General features: G+C 56.8%; 17 protein-coding genes and 2 pseudogenes. All 19 read right to left on the minus strand.

Features of this window, described 5'->3' with window-relative positions:
* Positions 1 to 221 (minus strand): annotated as a pseudogene (locus tag GCT19_RS36100) (IS5/IS1182 family transposase); the annotation flags it as partial.
* 64 nt (positions 222 to 285) lie between these two features.
* Positions 286 to 779: pseudogene (locus GCT19_RS36105) on the minus strand (transposase).
* A 77-nt stretch (positions 780 to 856) separates the two neighbouring features.
* Positions 857 to 1,993 (minus strand): porin, encoded by a 1,137-nt coding sequence (locus GCT19_RS36110; protein WP_152854578.1) that lies wholly within the window; start codon positions 1,991 to 1,993, stop codon positions 857 to 859.
* 608 nt (positions 1,994 to 2,601) lie between these two features.
* On the minus strand, positions 2,602 to 3,570 hold the full coding sequence (locus tag GCT19_RS36115; RefSeq protein WP_152854579.1) for a dihydrodipicolinate synthase family protein: 969 nt from the start codon (positions 3,568 to 3,570) through the stop codon (positions 2,602 to 2,604).
* A gap of 39 nt (positions 3,571 to 3,609) precedes the next feature.
* Positions 3,610 to 4,311 carry an ABC transporter ATP-binding protein gene (locus GCT19_RS36120; protein WP_152854580.1) on the minus strand — a complete coding sequence of 234 codons (702 nt, stop codon included), beginning with the start codon at positions 4,309 to 4,311 and terminating at the stop codon, positions 3,610 to 3,612.
* Positions 4,311 to 5,066 (minus strand): ABC transporter ATP-binding protein, encoded by a 756-nt coding sequence (locus tag GCT19_RS36125; RefSeq protein ID WP_152854581.1) that lies wholly within the window; start codon positions 5,064 to 5,066, stop codon positions 4,311 to 4,313. Before GCT19_RS36125 ends, GCT19_RS36120 begins: the two co-directional genes overlap by 1 nt.
* A complete protein-coding gene (locus GCT19_RS36130; protein WP_152854582.1) occupies positions 5,050 to 6,051 on the minus strand; it encodes a branched-chain amino acid ABC transporter permease in 1,002 nt (333 codons plus the stop codon). Before GCT19_RS36130 ends, GCT19_RS36125 begins: the two co-directional genes overlap by 17 nt.
* The gene (locus GCT19_RS36135) at positions 6,044 to 6,964 is read right to left on the minus strand and encodes a branched-chain amino acid ABC transporter permease (RefSeq protein WP_152854583.1); all 921 of its coding nucleotides are present in this window, start codon (positions 6,962 to 6,964) and stop codon (positions 6,044 to 6,046) included. The genes GCT19_RS36130 and GCT19_RS36135 overlap by 8 nt, the downstream gene beginning before the upstream one ends.
* A 75-nt stretch (positions 6,965 to 7,039) precedes the next feature.
* Positions 7,040 to 8,251 carry an MFS transporter gene (locus GCT19_RS36140; protein WP_152854584.1) on the minus strand — a complete coding sequence of 404 codons (1,212 nt, stop codon included), beginning with the start codon at positions 8,249 to 8,251 and terminating at the stop codon, positions 7,040 to 7,042.
* 43 nt (positions 8,252 to 8,294) lie between these two features.
* Positions 8,295 to 8,873: a UbiX family flavin prenyltransferase gene (locus GCT19_RS36145; protein WP_321576927.1), complete on the minus strand. Its 579-nt coding sequence runs from the start codon at positions 8,871 to 8,873 to the stop codon at positions 8,295 to 8,297.
* Positions 8,870 to 10,522: a UbiD family decarboxylase gene (locus GCT19_RS36150; RefSeq protein WP_193727486.1), complete on the minus strand. Its 1,653-nt coding sequence runs from the start codon at positions 10,520 to 10,522 to the stop codon at positions 8,870 to 8,872. The genes GCT19_RS36145 and GCT19_RS36150 overlap by 4 nt, the downstream gene beginning before the upstream one ends.
* Positions 10,523 to 10,584: 62 nt before the next feature.
* Positions 10,585 to 11,025: an ABC transporter substrate-binding protein gene (locus tag GCT19_RS44490; RefSeq protein ID WP_265334641.1), complete on the minus strand. Its 441-nt coding sequence runs from the start codon at positions 11,023 to 11,025 to the stop codon at positions 10,585 to 10,587.
* Positions 11,006 to 11,758, minus strand: a complete 753-nt coding sequence (locus GCT19_RS44495) for an ABC transporter substrate-binding protein (protein ID WP_265334642.1) — start codon at positions 11,756 to 11,758, stop codon at positions 11,006 to 11,008. Before GCT19_RS44495 ends, GCT19_RS44490 begins: the two co-directional genes overlap by 20 nt.
* Positions 11,759 to 11,863: 105 nt before the next feature.
* Positions 11,864 to 13,099, minus strand: a complete 1,236-nt coding sequence (locus GCT19_RS36160; protein WP_152854586.1) for an aromatic ring-hydroxylating oxygenase subunit alpha — start codon at positions 13,097 to 13,099, stop codon at positions 11,864 to 11,866.
* A 12-nt stretch (positions 13,100 to 13,111) separates the two neighbouring features.
* Positions 13,112 to 13,570, minus strand: a complete 459-nt coding sequence (locus tag GCT19_RS36165; RefSeq protein ID WP_193727487.1) for an aromatic-ring-hydroxylating dioxygenase subunit beta — start codon at positions 13,568 to 13,570, stop codon at positions 13,112 to 13,114.
* Between the two features lie 11 nt (positions 13,571 to 13,581).
* Positions 13,582 to 15,048: an aldehyde dehydrogenase family protein gene (locus GCT19_RS36170; RefSeq protein ID WP_152854588.1), complete on the minus strand. Its 1,467-nt coding sequence runs from the start codon at positions 15,046 to 15,048 to the stop codon at positions 13,582 to 13,584.
* Positions 15,045 to 15,374: a non-heme iron oxygenase ferredoxin subunit gene (locus GCT19_RS36175; RefSeq protein ID WP_152854589.1), complete on the minus strand. Its 330-nt coding sequence runs from the start codon at positions 15,372 to 15,374 to the stop codon at positions 15,045 to 15,047. Before GCT19_RS36175 ends, GCT19_RS36170 begins: the two co-directional genes overlap by 4 nt.
* Positions 15,375 to 15,383: 9 nt before the next feature.
* Entirely contained in the window at positions 15,384 to 16,610 is a 1,227-nt protein-coding gene (locus tag GCT19_RS36180) for an NAD(P)/FAD-dependent oxidoreductase (protein WP_152854590.1), read from the minus strand.
* Positions 16,611 to 17,102, minus strand: coding sequence for a MarR family winged helix-turn-helix transcriptional regulator (locus GCT19_RS36185; RefSeq protein WP_152854591.1), 492 nt, complete (start codon positions 17,100 to 17,102; stop codon positions 16,611 to 16,613).
* Positions 17,103 to 17,138: the final 36 nt, after the last annotated feature.

Below are 17,138 nucleotides of genomic sequence, written 5' to 3' on the forward strand. Positions count from 1 at the left end.
AACCAGTGCTGGATGAAATGGATGCGCAGCATGCGCTCCAGACCAATCGGCGGGCGACCATTGCCGCGCTTCGGGTAATGCGGCTCGACCACCGCGCACAACTCAGCCCACGGCGTAATTGCATTCATCGTATCGAGAAACTCATCGCGCCGCGTCCGTTTGCGGTGCGTCTCGAAACCCGCACCTTCATCAGCTGCCATTGCCAGCGTCTGCTGCTTCATCCTGTTCTGCCTTCCTTATCCACTCCGAGCTATAACGCTCGGAGTAGCTCTGCGGTGGACTTGATCAGCTTTGCCCTAGGTTATCTTCATCCGTCCAAAGGCACAGCGAAGCGAATGCGAGGCAGTTCCCTGCGAGCTTGTCGTACCGAGTGGTGACCCGACGAAAAACCTTGACGCGACTGAAAAGTGCCCGACGATGTTCCGGGTCCGGTACAGCACGCGGCTATAGCGACGCTTGGTGTTCCGGTTCGAGCGCGGCGCAATTACGGCCTTCTCACGCGTAGTACGGAAACTCTCCACAAAGGAGTTCGAGACGTAGACATTGTCAGCGATGGCCGCGCCCCCTTGCGACGCCACCCGAAAAAACGCATGTACACCGTCTGCCATTGTCGAGCTCCTTCGGCAAACCGCGCCACGGGCTGCCGGTCCGGCCGATCCAGAGGACCGCTTCGACAAACCAACGATTGTCAGTCGTCGTTCCCCTGGATCGCCTTCCTTATCCGGCAAGACGGATTCGATTCGCGCCCATACTTCATCGCTCAAAAGCGATCGAATCATCCCGGTCCGCTCACGCTAAAGACAAGATGTGAACACGTTTCATCGAAAGTGACCAGGCCCTCGCGGACTTGCAACATTTAGAACCTATGCTGCATGCCAATCATGCCGCCCGTCTGGTTCACGCCAGCGGCCTGAAGCGAACCACCACCCGTCAAGACCGTCGCGCCGTTCTTGCTGTTGCCCATGTAGCCGAGGGATGCGTAGAGCAACGTTGCCTTCGACAGCAAGTAGCCTGCACGTGCCGCGATCAGGCTCGAGTGTGACGACTTCGGTGCTGCGCCCCCCGGGAGTGCCGAGCCAGCGACGCCTTCCGAGTTGTCCACGCGGAAATATGCGCCGAGCAGATCGAGTACCACTGTCGGCGTCGGCATGTATGTGCCGTTCACGAAGAACAGATCGGTGTGGTACTGGCCTTGAGCCGCGATGTTCACGTTGTGGCGAATGTAGCCGGCCGCGACCTTGTTGTTGCCGAATTTGTAGTACGCCGTAGCCTGGATGTGCGAGTCCTTGTCTGCGCTCGACGTAATCGGGCCGAACGACGTGCTGCCACCGCGCATCTGGTCATACGATGCCGACGCGCCGTAGTTAGCGGTGTCATACATCACCATGCCCGTGAACTGCTTACAGGCCTGGTAGTCGCCTGGAACCTGCCCGGCACAGCCCGTTGCGCCTGGCGCCGATGCCGCCACGGCATCACGACCGAACGAGTACGTCGCGCCGATCGTGAAGTTCTCGAACTTGCCCATGTAGCCGATCGCGTTGTCGCTACGAGCGTTTGCCAGGTAGGTGTCAAAGCTGGCCAGACCGATCAGTGCCGGGCCCATGATGTCGGCGTTGAGCACCGAATAGTACGTCATGTTGTTTTGACGGCCGAACAACAGCGTGCCGTACTGGTTGGACAGACCGACGTTGGCCAGTCGGCCGAACAGACGACCGCCGTTGTTCAGGCCACCGGTCGTCGGGGTGAAGCCGCTTTCGAGGTTAAACACGGTCTTCAGACCGCCGCCGAGGTCTTCCGAACCACGCAGGCCCCAACGCGACGGAAGGTTGCCCGTCAGCGACGGCATGGCGTACACCGTGCCCCCACCTTTAGCGTGGTTGTAGAATTCGACGCCGGTATCGATGATGCCATAGAGCGTGACGCTGCTTTCTGCGTAAGCACACGTTACAGCGACGCCCAATGCCGCTGCGAGGGCAAGTTTCTTGAACTTCATTACTTAACGTCTCCAGTCTGTGGTTTATGAGGCGCGATTTCTTTATTTCGCGCTTATTCCAATCATCAGAGGACCTTATAGACCTCCGACAATGGGGTTACACCCCTATTGGGTTACACCCCTATTGCTGTCCGCCTTAGATCTCTACTACTTATCGTTATATGAACAACGGACCATTAGAGTCTTTTCATTTCCAGGTTAAATCGGTCGATGCAAAACACACTAGAGTCTGATCGAGCTGCTACAGATATCGGTTTTCGTATACGGAGGCACAGAAGCCCTGAATGTGCGATCGTTGACGCCAAAACACAAACGAGCTCTGAGACAGGATCCGCCAGAAGGAAAAGATCTCTCGCCTACTCACACGCCAAAATCAACTCGATGTCCAGACGGTTGAAAGATCGCCCGAGAAAGACACACTGAACTTCGATCCACCACCAAGCCGATTCCATCAACTCGTTGCATCGACTGGTCGAACCGAGCAGTCAACAGTACTATCCAAAACCCCGATTACATCAATCCCCTCTAGATGCCGTGCTCAGTGCGCGTTACTCCGTTGTCGGGTGACAACAAGATAAGAAAGAGCCCCGTCAAGACGGGGCTATTCATCAATGCTGAGCCCCGAATTCTTTTTCCAGTTGCGCCCAACGCTGGCCGCATTCGATAGCGCCCGGCACGTACTCCGCAGGCACTTCGATATACGGAGGACGCGATGGACCCGGATCGATCAGGCCTGCCGCCTTGAAGCGAATGTGGCCGATCTGGATGCTGTAGTCCATGAAGCGCGCGAGATCGCCGCCCGGGAACATTGGGGCTTCGGCCCACTTCAGTTTCGCGGTGATTTCCTTCGCGAGTTCCAAATTGCCCGAGAGAATGGCCTTCGAATTCGCGACGATGGGGCTCGGTGCGCAGGCAATGCCGCCCGTCCAGCATGCCTTCGCCAGTTCGGGGTGCTTCTCGGCCATCGGATACCATTCCGGTGCCAGCGGCAGGATACGCATCTTGTTGCCAACCGCGATCATATCGGGTTCGAGCGTCGGACCACCGACGTGCTTCGCCGCGACGATTTCCGGAATCTCGGCCAGCGCTACATAGGCTTCAGCGCTGATCTTGGCCTTGAAGGCGATCGGATTGTCGTATACGACGAGCGGAACGCCCGGAAGCGCTTCAGCGATGTCCTTGTAGTAGCGGACGATGTCCTTTTGGTCCATCGACAGCCACATCGGACGGCCGACAAAAAGTCCATCCGCGCCCACGTCCATCAACTCGCGGCCGCGCTCAATTGTGTCCCGCGTGTTCATCGTCGTGACGCCGGCGAAGAAGGGACGTGACCTGGCGTTGGTTTCGACGATGCACTTCGTGAAGTCCAGATGTTCCCGTCGCGTCAGCGTAGCACCCTCGCCGAACGTGCCGTTTGCCATAATGATTTCGACACCGGCGGCGTCGACCATCTTGATCATCTTCTCCGTTTCTTCGAAGTTGATGCTGTTCGAGGTGTCCCACCGGTGTGCGTCAGCCGTCGCCGGCGTCGGGACAATGCCCAACACGCCAACGATATCTTCAACCATAATTTTCATTTCCACTCCTACGTTTACCAAAGAGAAATTTGAGTTCTATTACAAGCCCACGTACTGACGAACCCGATCGCCGTCTGCTACAAGCGCGGCCGAGTCGCCGGTCCAAACTACGCGCCCTTTTTCAATCACATAATGACGATCGGCCAATTTCGAAAGCGGTGCCAAATTCTTGTCAATGACGAGCATCGACTGCCCTTCCCCCTTCAGCATGCCCAAGCATTGCCATATTTCTTTCCGGACCAGGGGTGCCAGACCTTCTGTCGCTTCGTCGAGAATAAGCAGTCGCGGATTCGTCATCAGTGCGCGGCCGATTGACAGCATCTGTTGTTCGCCACCCGACAGATTCGAGCCCAGATTCGTCTCGCGCTCTTTCAGGCGCGGGAATTTTTCGTACACGCGATCCAGAACCCAAGGATTGCTGACCTGCCTGCGATTTGCCGCAGCACAGATCAGGTTTTCCTTCACGGTCAGATTCGGAAAAATTCCGCGCCCTTCCGGCACCAGCCCTATACCCGCCTGAGCAATGCGAAAATCCGCCATCAAGGAGAGATCCCGACCATCGAATGAAATCGAGCCGCCCTTAACCGGCAGTTGCCCCATCAGAGTTTTGATGGTCGTTGATTTCCCCATACCATTGCGGCCGATGAGCGTTACGACCTGACCCGGTTCGATAACCAGCGAAATGTCCCAAAGAACCTGGCTCGTGCCGTAACTCGCCGCGATGTTCTTGATTTGCAGCATTACATCATCTCCTCGGGCTCGCCCAAGTACGCATCACGCACGACTTCACTGGTACGGATTTGATCCGGCGTTCCTGTCGCAATAGGTCGCCCCGATACCAAAACCGTCAGGCGGTCAGCGAGTTCAAACACTGCATCCATATCGTGTTCGATCAAGAGAATGCTGATGTCGTTCTTCAGGCGCTTCAGAAGCGCCACCATCGCCTCTGATTCGACCTGACTCATACCCGCCAGTGGCTCGTCCAGAAGCATCAGGCGAGGCTTGAGCGCCAGTACCATCGCCAACTCGAGCTGGCGACGCGCGCCGTGCGCCATTTCGGCTACCGGAGTGTTGGACTCCATAATGAGCCCGACTTGCTCCAACGCTTCTCTAGCAGGAGCGACAAGAGCATGATCGCGGCGAGTCGGACTCCACATACCGAAGTTGCCGCCGGTAGGCGCCTGGATCGCCAGCATGACGTTCTCCATTGCCGTCATATCGTTGAACACTGAAGTGATCTGATATGAGCGCACGAGCCCCATCCGTGCACGACGCGCCGTTGACAGAGCCGTGATGTCTTTGCCATCGAAAAATATACGGCCTTCGTCCGGCACAAGTTCACCCGACAGTTGATTGACCAACGTCGATTTCCCCGCCCCATTCGGACCAATCAGTGCGTGAATTTCGCCTTGGCGGACGTTAAACGTCACGTTATTCGTGGCGACCAATCCACGGAATCGCTTGACCAAATTTCGAATTTCAAACAACTCGCTCATGTCGCCTCCAGGTGTTGGGAATCGAACCAAAGATGCCACGTTTCACCGTCATCGTGACCACGACAATGAACAGCCCGAGTAGCGCCATCCAATGGTTATTGAGCAACTGAGCGAGATCGTAGGGAAGACCAAAACTGCCGCTGGCGAAGAGCTCTTCGAACATGAGCATCATGATCGCGCCCACGAGCGGTCCCATGATCGTTGCCTGACCGCCCAGGACCACCATCACCATCAGGTCACCGGATACCGTCCACGAGACGTACGAGGGGGCTGCAATCTGCACGAGGTTCGCCAGAAAGAATCCGGCGATAACGCAGATCAGTGCCGACAGAATGTATGCGGCCAGACGATATCGAATCGTGGAAAATCCCAATGCTTTCATCCGACGCTCATTCGAGCGGCAACCTTGCACTGCCTTGCCGAAACGCGCATTCATCATGCGGGACATGAAGAACAGAATGGCGAAGAATGTGGCGAGCACGACGTAATAAAGCACGGTGTTATTCGTCAAATCCAGTCCGCTAAGGACGGAGCGATGTGCGATCGACAGCCCGTCGTCGCCACCGTAATCCGTCAACGTCATGATCAGGAAGTACAGCATCTGGGCGAACGCCAGCGTAATCATGATGAACGCCATGCCGGACGTGCGTAGGCTTATCAATCCGACAATGATGGCCACAATTCCACCGACAACAAGGCCGAACAGGAGCTGGAGCCAACCGCTACCGATTCCGTGATACGCGCAAATACCCGCGGCATAGGCACCGATGCCCATGTACAGTGCGTGCCCAAGGCTAAGCATGCCGCCGTAGCCCAAGGCCAGGTTGAGCCCGCTCGCGGCCATTGCCATGATAAGAATGCGCGTGGCGAACGTCGTGTAATAACTCTGTCCGAGCAAGTCCGAAAGCAACGGGATGAGAGCGAACGCGGCCAACAAGATGATCGTGAGGGCTGTCCGTGGCGTGAAAATAGTTCTCTTATCCATGCTTCACCGGGAATAAACCTTGCGGTCGTAGCGCCAGAACTGCGGCCATAACGAGATAAATCAGAATGGAGGCGAGCGACGCCCCGACAACCTGTGCGGTTGCAGCCGCCATAACGCCGCGAAGCAGGAACGGAAGAAATACACGGCCGACGGTATCGACAAGACCGACGATCAGCGCGCCGTAAAACGCACCACGCACCGAGCCGATACCACCTGTGACGATGACAACAAGCGTCTGAATCAATATCGGACCACCCATTCCGGGCTGAACTGACGCGAGAGGGCCATTCATCAGACCAGCTAGCCCGGCCAGGCCCGCACCGATTGCTACCACGGCGCCATTGAGCATTCGAATATTGATACCCAATGCGGCGATCATCGTGGCGTTCGAGGCTCCCGCGCGAATCAGGATACCGATACGTGTGCGATGGATCAGCACGTACAGTGCGATAGCCACGATAAGGCCAACGACGATGATGGCGAAACGATAGATAGGATAAGGAATGCCGAATATCTGAATTGCCCCGCTCAGCGCGTCCGGAACCGACGTGGCGATCGAGCCCGATCCCCAGATGATGCTCACCAGTTCGTTGAAGAACAGAATGAGACCGAAAGTAGCGAGCACATGTGTCATGTGATCGCGGCTATACAGTTTCCGAAATATAGCCGCTTCGAGAGCAAGACCAACGATCAGCGTCCCGATAATGCCGGCCGCCGCAGCCTCAATAAAGGATCCAGTAGCGTTTAACGTAACGGCGGCGAAGTAAGCGCCGAGCATGTAGAGCGAGCCGTGCATCAGGTTCACAAAGTTCATGATGCCCAATACCAGAGTCAGGCCCGCCGACAACAGGAAAAGTAGAATGCCGAACTGCAATCCATTGAGCAATTGCAAGAGTACAAGTGATGACGACATGGGACTGCCTTAATCGGCCCTCCAATTAACTAATGTAAACCAACGGTGAGGTCCGCGAAAAACCTCACCACTTGCTTATTCGGGCCTCATGGCTGCAGGCGAAGTTCCGGGCTTGAATACCAGGAAAAGACCAATCGCGATAGCCAGAATTGCGATACCGATTGCCTGAATACCCGGCAAATTGCTCGCCGGGCTGATCAGGTGCACGATAAACGGTGCCGCAAACTGCCCAAAGAACACGCATGACACATAGCCACCGGACCCGTGAGCCCTGCGTTCGGCCGGCAGTTTGCCCATCACGATATCCGCGACGGTCGGAATCGCCATACCGCAGCCCCATGAATGGAGGACCACGGCAACCAACGTCCAGCCCAACCCGATGGCCGGAGCTTCCGAGATCCCGAGAAGGCCCACCGCCATGAACGCAAAACTTGTGACCAACGAAGCCTTCGAACCGATTGCCCGGCTGTATCGCGTGGCCAGTGCCCCGATAACCAGCGCGAGGTGCGAAACACCCATCACCATGCCGATTTGACCCGGCGTAGCAGAACCGATGCCCTTGAGCACGAAACTGAGTTCAACCGCCGCGACGAACATCGAGACCGATGCACAGAACAGCAGCGCATAGCCTGGAAGCATTCCACTCCACTTGAAGTTCGGATCATTTTCCGCCTGCACCTTTACCGCGCGCCTCCTCGGTTCCCAAAGGAGTGCCAGACAGAACGGAATCAGGACAACGCCCGCCACGTAGAGCCAGAACGGAACGCGCCAGCCATGGTTCCCCATCTGACCACCGATAATGAAGAACGCCGAAGCCGCGAGCGAACTTACCGCCGTTTGGTACGCGAACATACGTTCACGACTGGCGCCCTCGTAGTAATCGCACATGAGGGCAGTACAGATCGTGATTGCAAGTGCTTCGGTTGCGCCAAGCGCCATGCGGCTCAGGACGATCAAATGCAGATCGTTCAGGTAGAGCGGTGCAGTACCAAACAGCGTGTACAAAAGAAAGGTGACACTGATCATCGACCGTCGCCCAAACTTCTCCACCATCCATCCTGCAAGTGGGCCTAAGAGCGCGATCATCAGTGCCGGCGTCGTCATCGTTACGCGCACGAGAAGGCCTACGTTCGGCACATCATGAAAGTACTCGGCCATTCGCGGCAGCGATGGCGCAATCAGAACACCACCAAGGACCGGCAAACAGCTAATCACCATCAGAATGAACGTCTGTGCCGCACCCGCAACTTTCGGCTTGGAACCCTGCTCTGCTTGATCGACCATCATGTCTCCATGGTATTTTAGTTATCAGTTTCTTTGGGTACCGCCACTACGCGCTCTTGCTTTCTCCCATCCAGCGTTTAACCAGGCCGGTGTCGATATCGAATAAATCGAGAGCCCGACCAACCGTGTGATTCACCATCTCATCAATCGATGCCGGACGCGAATAGAAGGCTGGAACAGGCGGCATGATGATGGCACCGCTGTTCGTAGCCCGACTCATGATGTCGATGTGCCCCGCATGGAACGGCGTCTCACGAACCATCAGCACGAGCCGCCGCCGTTCTTTCAGGCAAACGTCAGCCGCCCTGGTCAACAAGTTGTCCCCAAAGCAGTTTGCAATGCTTGAAAGGCTCTTGATCGAACACGGGGCGACCAACATGCCGGCGGTCTTAAACGAACCGCTAGCGATGGTGTCCCCGATGTCGGCATAGTTGTAGACCTGTGTTGCCAATGCCTTCACGTCCTTGACCGACCAGTCCGTCTCCTCGGCAATCGTACGGCCCGCCGAAGGAGACATGACGAGGTGGGTCTCAACGTCCGGGTTATCTTTCAGAGCCTCAAGAGCGCGGATCCCGTAGATGGCACCCGAGGCTCCAGAGATTCCAATAATCAGACGCCGCTTCACTCCATTTCCTTGATTGCGTCTTCATCAGGACGGCCGCTCTCACCAACCGGCAGGCGCTTGGCCAACGCGCGCTCACCGACCTTGTGATAGTTACCTTCGATGGCCCATTGTGCTTCTTCGCGGTCTCGATCCGAACGCAGACCCAACTCGTAGCCGAACCAGGGCACGCGCGGAGTCAGCGTCGGCAATCCGAGTTCTTCCCAGATGGCCTTCGCATTTTCCATGAATGGCTTTGCCGGCAGCGAGACCGGTGCCATGTTCTTCTTGCGCATGGCATTGACCAGCATCATCGAACCGTAGAGCAACTCGTTCGAATGACCGTCGCGGGTCGCGTAACGACGTTCAGCGGACGGATCGAGACCCATACAGCGTTCGGGCAACGTCACGAAATCTTGATGTGGCTGCGTGCGGTAGCACATCGCCCAAATCACGGATTCGAGGTCGTTCGGATCGATGTCCTCATCAACTGCAATCGCGAATTTGCCGACGTGATTGTGACGGCCCGGCAGCGCGTACAACGCTTGCCATGCTATGGCCGGGTCACAAGGCTTCATCTTCACCACGCACCAGTAGTCGAGTGCGATCTGGTGGAACGCGACGTCCACAACTTGTGGAATACCGCAGTGATTGCGAAGGTGGAACAGATACGTATTGTCCTGCCCCACCTTCTTGAGCATGCTGCTCTCGCTCGGCGGCATCTGGCTCGTGATGTTCGTGAACACCGGGTTGCTGCGGTGGGTGATCGCCGTCACCTCGAACACGGTGTTGTACTCCCGCTCGCCCATGTAGCCCGTGTACTCGCCGAATGGAGCTTCCGGTTCCATGCAATCCGTGAGGAAGTAGCCTTCGATGACCAGCTCGGCGTTCGCCGGAACTTGGAGATCCACAGTTTTGCATTGGACGAGATCCAGCGGCTCACCGATCAGGCTACCGGCAACTGCGTATTCCTCGACGCCGTACGGCAAACGCGTGCCCGCTGCGTAGGTCAGCGCCGGGGGGCCGCCGATCACCAGTGCTGCCGGCATCGGCTTACCCATCTTGCGATAAGCGTGCCAGTGGAGCGAACCATGGTTCAGGTGACCGAAGAGGACGCCCATGCGGTCCGGGCCCTTGATCTGGCCACGGTAGTTACCGACATTAATCCAGCCGGTTTCGGGGTCCTTGGTGATCCAGTTCGAGGCCGTCGTGTAGGGACCGACATCGAAGCCCGGCGTCGAAATCGGAATTGCGAATTCGTCGAGTCCGCCATGGGCCAGAAGATCGTCGCCAATGTGCACTTCTTCATGCACGGGACCAGTTTCGACCACACGCGGTGCGATCGGAGCGGCCTGTGCTTCCTGCCAACGTTGCTTGACGTCCTTGACGTCACAGCCCATTCCCAAGGCGTAGACTTCCTTCGACGACGCGTAGATGCCGACTGCTGCACCTCCGTTTACCTTGTTTCCCTTCGCATCGATGACGTTTTCAAAAAGGAAACCGCGACGCTCCGATTCCGGCAGACCGCGGAATTGCCACTTCACGAGCGGCATCAATTCCGTTTCTTTGCAGATCGGGCGGGTGATCCGGAACAATTTGCCAGCGCGTTCGAGTTTATCGAGATAGGTCCGCAGATCTTGCGGGTTATCCTGGTGCTCAACAGTATCAGACATCGTAGATTCCCAAACCGTATAGGAAAGACGGTAGGCCGGCATAGCGGCCTACCGGGCGGTGCTTACTTCAACGAACAGGCGATGACGAACGGGTCTTGTGGATCGTGCATCGGTTGGGCGACCAACTTGAGGGTCACGCCACCCTTGCCGTCCTTAACCACCTGCAAGACGTTGTAGTCTTCATTGGGGAAGTGATTCTTTGCAAAGGAGAAGTGGCCACGAATTGTCTTGAAGTCCGCAGCCTTCAGTGCTGCACCGAGTGCTTCCTTGTCGGCCGTGTTGCCGTGGACTTTCGCAACAGCGGAGTCGATTAATTGCGCTGCGTCGTAACTTTGCGCAGCGAACATCGTCGGCTCGCGGTGATACTTCTTCACGAATGCCGTAACGAATTCCTTGTTGGACGCGTTGTCCAGGTCCGGCGCCCAGGCGCCCGCCGTCACGGAGCCCAGTGCTGCGTCTTTCAGTGCGTCGAGGTTGTTGCCGTCAACTGCGCCAAGCGTCAACAGCGGGGTTCGTCTTGCCCAGACCTGCTTGCTGGTACTGACGAACGAAGTTGATGCCCAGACCGCCCGGGTAGAAGACGAACACTGCGTCGGGCTTCGACGCAGAAACTTGAAGAATTTCGGCCGAGAAGTCTTGCTGCGACAGCGGCGTGTAGATTTCGTCGAGCACCTGCCCCTTGAAGATGTGCTTAAACGTGGCGAGGAAGTTCTTGCCCGACGCGTAGTTCGGTGCCATCAGACTGATGTGCTTATAGCCTTTGTTGTTCGCGTAGTGGGCGAGCGTCGCGCTCAGGAGCTCCGGTTGCCACGACGTGATGTACTGATACGGCGAGCACTCTTCGCCTGCCATCGCGTTCGTGGTGCCGTTCGAGATCACAACAAAAACCTTGTTTTGCGTTGCAACCTTGACCGTTGCTGCCGCCATCGGCGAAAACGTCAGTCCGGTGATGATCTGCACACCGTCTTTCTGGATCAACTTCTGCGTGACCTGTGCCGCGACTTCAGCCTTGAGCTGGCTGTCTTCCCGAAGGACCTGCACCGGGACGCCACCGAGTTTCCCGCCGTTCATGTCGACACGCAGCATGAAGCCAGCGTATTGATCTTCACCCAGCGGTGCCTGCGGGCCCGACAATTCGGCAACGAAACCGATTTTGAGCGGCTCTTGTGCGGCCATCGCCTGATGACCTGCGAATGTCGTCAGGGCAAAACCGATAGCCGAAACTGCGCGCAGCATTTTCAAGACTTGTCTCCTATTTATTTTGTATAACGATTATTGAGTTATCACTTCGAGAGTGTCAACGCGCACCGGATCAGCATTTACCCCGTACGCGAAGCCGAATTACTCCGAGTACATGATCTTTCGATAAAACTCATAGAAGCCACGGATAGCCGACTCGGACACCATGTCGCCCTTTGTCGGCGTCTCGGTATCGTAGCCACCCATTTCGAGCACGCAGTTTCGATCGTTGTTTGGAAGCATCCCGTTACGCGAGAACTCGAATACTTCCGTATCGTCAACCGAGATGTAGCCCGACGAACCCGTGAGGTTAGCCAGACGCGTGCGACGAAGAGTCATCTCATCGTCATCATCCTCGTAGCCGAAGAAGGTCCATTGAAGATCGAATTCGTTCGGGCCGATCGGCACAACGTTGCGGAACTGAAGCAGGTTCTGTTGCTGCTGCATCGTCACCGCCGGGAACAGCGTGATGTTCTGGATCGTGATGTCGTCGTTGAATTCCTTGACGGGTGCGACCTGACGCATGTCGAGCAGGGCATAGGAGTCCTTGAACGAGATCATTTCCTCCTTGCCCGCCAGTTTGTCCTTCGCCGTCGCCGTCGATGCCACGACATTGTTGGCGCGCGTGCGCTCGTCGTGGAACAGCAGGCCTTCCTGGTCCATACGGTAGAGGCCGAAGCTGATGAGGAACACGTGCAGGAGCGTTGCGTGGTACGAGTCCTTCATGTTCTCCGGATACAGTTTCCAGTTCGCCTTGATGCGCTGGCGCTGATATCCGATAACCTTGATTTTTCGGCCGTCGAAAACGCGGGTGAAACGTGTGTAGACGTCTTCGCCCATGTATTCCTTCAAGGGCAACGCGTTTTCATCGAAGGTGGCGAACACTGCACCGTTGACGCTCTCGACACGCAGTTTGCGCATGCCGTGTTGCTTCAGGTCAAACTCTTTCGGATAGCCGCCCGCCCCCTTCTGTCCGCGACGGAACGGAACCCCCGTGAGGTTGCCCTTCAGGTCATACGTCCACTGGTGATACGGGCACATGAGCGCCGTGCTGTTGTCGAATTTCTTCTGGCAGACTTCGGCGGCACGGTGGGCGCAACTGTTGAGGATGACGTTGATGTCCCCTGCTTCGTCGCGCGTCATCAGCACCGAGCGCTCCCCGACCTGCGAGCGCTTGATGTCACCGGCATTCGGAATTTCGCATTCGAGGCCGACGAAACTCCAGAACGGGCCGTAGAAAATTTTTTCTAGTTCTTGCTGATAGTTCTCCGGATCGGAGTAGACCCAATTCGGGACGCGCGTGCAGTCCTCGGTCGGCCATTGACGAGTGTTGCTCATTTCAGAATCTCCTTAAACCGGGTACACCACTGAACCGGGCACCAGTTCGTTATCGAATACGACAATGCGCTCCTTTAGCTTCAGGGCACTGTCCATCGTGTCGATCTTGTCGAACGTGCGGCCCAGGAGTTGCAGCTCAGGCGTGCCGTCCACCAGCGTCAGGTACGCGACGAACTGGCTGCGCGTTTCGAGGATGCCGTCCTGCTCACTGACGATACGCACGTTGCTAACCAGGTGCGTCATGTAGCGCGGCGAAAACACCATCGTGTTACGGATCGCCGTCACGCGGTCGATCAGCGCGCCCTTGCTCTCGGCAAACATGAGGCCGATCGGCAATTTTCGCTCGTAGTTCACACGCGAAGTGATCTTGTAGACACATTCGTCGGCGTAGAACTCGGGCCATTGTTCGAGGCGATCGTCACAGATCGTCTCCGCATGCTGTGCGTAGAAATCGCTAACTTTTTCGATCATGGTATTTGCCATCAGGTCAACAGAACGTGCACGTTCTTGGTTTGTGTATAGGACAGGAGTTCGGACAGGCCTTCTTCGCGTCCCATGCCCGACTTCTTGTAACCACCGAACTCGGCACCGATGAAGTGCGAGCTGACGTAGTTGACCCAGACGAAGCCCGATTCAATGCGCGATGCCAGGCGGTGAGCCCTGGCCAGATCCTTTGTCCAGATCGAAGCCGTGAGTCCGTACTCGACCGAGTTGATCTGTTCGAGCAGCACTTCCTCATCATCGAACGGAATGACGGCCAGCACCGGACCAAACACTTCTTCGCGGAATAAACGCATTTCCGGTGTCACGTCAGCGAACACCGTTGCTTCGACGAACCAGCCTTTGGCGAGCGCCGGGTCAGCCGGACGTCCGCCGCCGCAGATCAAACGAGCGCCTTCGGCCTTCGTGTCTTCGATGAAGGCCATCACCTTGTTGAATTGCGGCTCCGAGATCAGGCAACCCATCGTCGTTTCCGGGTCCGTTGGGATGCCGCACTTGTGCTGCGCGGCGATCAGCTCCTTCATCGCCGAAAGCACACGCTCGTAGACGCTGCGGTGCACGAACAAGCGCGACGTCGAACCGCACGACTGACCGGCCCACAGGAAATTCATGCCCGACACGGCGCCCTGAATCGCCTTGTCGAGGTCGGCGTCTTCGCAGATCACGAGCGGATTCTTGCCGCCGAGTTCGAGCGTCACTGGCATGATCTTGTCGGCAGCGCCTTTCAAGATTGCTGCACCCGTCTGCGTGGAGCCGATCAGCGCTGCCTTCTTGACGAGCGGATGGGCCACCAGCGCTTCGCCGCACTCGCGGTCGCCGCTGATGATGTTGATGACGCCCGGAGGGAACACTTCCGAAACGAGTTCGGCAAGCAGGTAGGCCGACAGCGGAGCCTGCGCAGGCGGCTTCATGATGACGGTGTTGCCTGCGGCGACCACCGGGGCCAACTTGCTGGCCAGGAACATTAGCGGGTGGTTGTAGGCCACGATACGGGCCACAACGCCGAGCGGCTCACGCAGCGTGTAGTTGAGTATGCCGTCGCCCATCGGCACGGTGTCACCCTTCGTTTCGTGCACGAGCCCGGCGAAGTATTCGATTTGCGACGCAGCGATCACCGCGTCACGACGCATTTCCTTGATCGGATTGCCGCAGTTGAGGGAGTCGAGCCATGCGAACTCTTCTGCATGTGCGCGAACCTTCGACGCCAGTTTGACCAGCAGCTGAGCCCGTTCCAGCGGCTTGGTCTTCTTCCACGACTGGAATGCCGTGTGCGCTGCCTGCACTGCCAGATCGACATCTTCCCTGTTCGCAACCGACACCGGGCCCAGGATTTCCTGGGTCGCCGGGTTCACGGTCATCGCATAGCCGCCAAGCGGCGAGCGCCATTCACCACCAAAGAAAAGCCCGCGATTCGTCGGCAATTCGAATTCGCTTTCAGTCGCGCTCATGCTGCGTCTCCGTTCAGAATAATGCGGATTTCACCATCAGCCTCTTCCACCTTATGGCACGCCAGATCGCACGTGATCGGGGCGCCCAGACCTTTGCCCGTGGTGACATCGAAACGGCCACCGTGCAGCGGACATTCGATGATCTGGCCTTCGAGATAGCCATCAGTCATCAACGCGTGACCATGTGTGCAGATGTTGTCCGTCGCGTGCAGTCGTCCGTCCACGCGATAGATCGCAATGCGCCTACCCTGGACTGTAAAGCCTTCCATACCCCCGTCCTCGATCTCCTCGGAACGGGCAATCACTTCATTAGTAATTTCAGTCATATTGCTTTCTTAACGTGACAGAGCCTGGAGTGAATTCGCGATATTGGCCAATTCGTCGTGACTGACGACCTTGCGGTTGGCAATCATCTGACGGGCAAATCGCATATCGCGACTGTTGTTAACCGTGATTGCGCCCTTGATCAGGTCACCCGAAATCGCGAGCACGGTGAACTTTTTGTCACCCGGATTACCGCGCCATAGCAAACGGTGACCGTCGTTTGGATTGCCAGCCGTCTGGATATTCAGGTCGTACTGGTCACTCCAAAGCCATGCAACTTCGGCGTAGGGTTCGGGCTTGCCCGCAATTTCCTTCGCGACGGCAATCGCCTGATTCTGTGCGTTCTGCCACGATTCCAGACGGACGTGCTGATTAAGAAGCGGATTGAAGTGCCGGGTTACATCGCCCGCCGCATAGATATCCGCAATGCTCGTGCGGCCAAACTCATCGACGAGAATGCCGTCCCGAACTTCGAGCCCGCACATTTCGCCGATTTCCGCGTTCGGAATTGCGCCTATGCCGACGACAACGCAATCGACCTCGAGCGCCGCCCGATCCTTCAGAAGAACGCGGATGCCCGTTTCGCTGTTGTGGAAGCCCTGCACCTGCGCCTGCGTGACGATATTGACGCCGTTATCGACGTGAACGCCCGCCAGAAAGTCGGCAACTGATTCAGGAATCGAACGCCCCATCAAATGTGGCGCGGCTTCCAGAACCGTGACCTGAAGGCCCATTTCCCGCGCAGACGCCGCAACTTCAAGGCCGATAAATCCACCCCCGATGATGGCCATGCTGGTCGCCGCGCACATTTGCTGGCGCAGACGGAGTGCGTCGTCAATCGTGCGCAAGAAATGAACACGATCGTTATCGGCGCCCGAGACGGTCAGCATACGGGGCCGCGCCCCCGTGGCAAGCACGAGTTTGTCGTAGCCGACCTCGCTGTCGTCAGAAAGCGTTACTACATAGCGCTCGTGATCGATTGCCACCACTCGAATATCGAGGCGAACTTCAATATCATTTTCTTTGAACGCCTCCATCTGGTGAATCCAGGTCTTCTGGAATTCCAAAGTACCGCGGAGAACACCCTTGGAAAGCGGCGGGCGCTCGTACGGCGGATGCGATTCATCGCCGATCAGCGTAATCGCGCCATTGAATCCGTTGTTGCGGAGTGCCATTGCGACACCGGCACCGGATTGGCCTGCACCGACGATTACGACGTGTGTTTTTGAGGTAATCATTCAAAGACCTGCATTCGGACAGCGCTGTCCGGCTTCAATCGCCAATTCCCGGACAGCGGGATTTCCTGTGACTGAGTGCGCGAGCACGAGTTTGATCATCATCCGCATAAACTCTTTGCGCTCTGCCGGGGTTAGTGGAGCCAGCAATCGGATCTGTGATACCTCGGCTTTATCAATCAATTGCTCGATTCGCTCTCTGCCCGCGTGCGTAATCGAAATACTGCTAACTCGACGATCGTGGGCATTCGCTTCTTTCGTCACCAGACCTTCCGAAGTCAAACGCTCGATGACCCGCATGATGCTCGTGCGATCTACATCAGTTGCCTGTGATAACGATATTTGATCGATTCCAGGCCTATCAAAAATAACCTGAAGTGCACCCAATTGAATCGACGTCATGTTGAACGGCTTCGTCTCTTCGGCAAACAGACGCACCGCCACCTGCTGAAGTCGGCGAATGATCGCCCCCGGCTTTGTAAAGGGGTTAAACATGGACGAGATAAAACAGTAGTCAGGGGTGGCATAACC

Origin of the sequence: Paraburkholderia atlantica (assembly GCF_009362785.1) — a bacterium.
Taxonomy (GTDB): domain Bacteria; phylum Pseudomonadota; class Gammaproteobacteria; order Burkholderiales; family Burkholderiaceae; genus Paraburkholderia; species Paraburkholderia atlantica.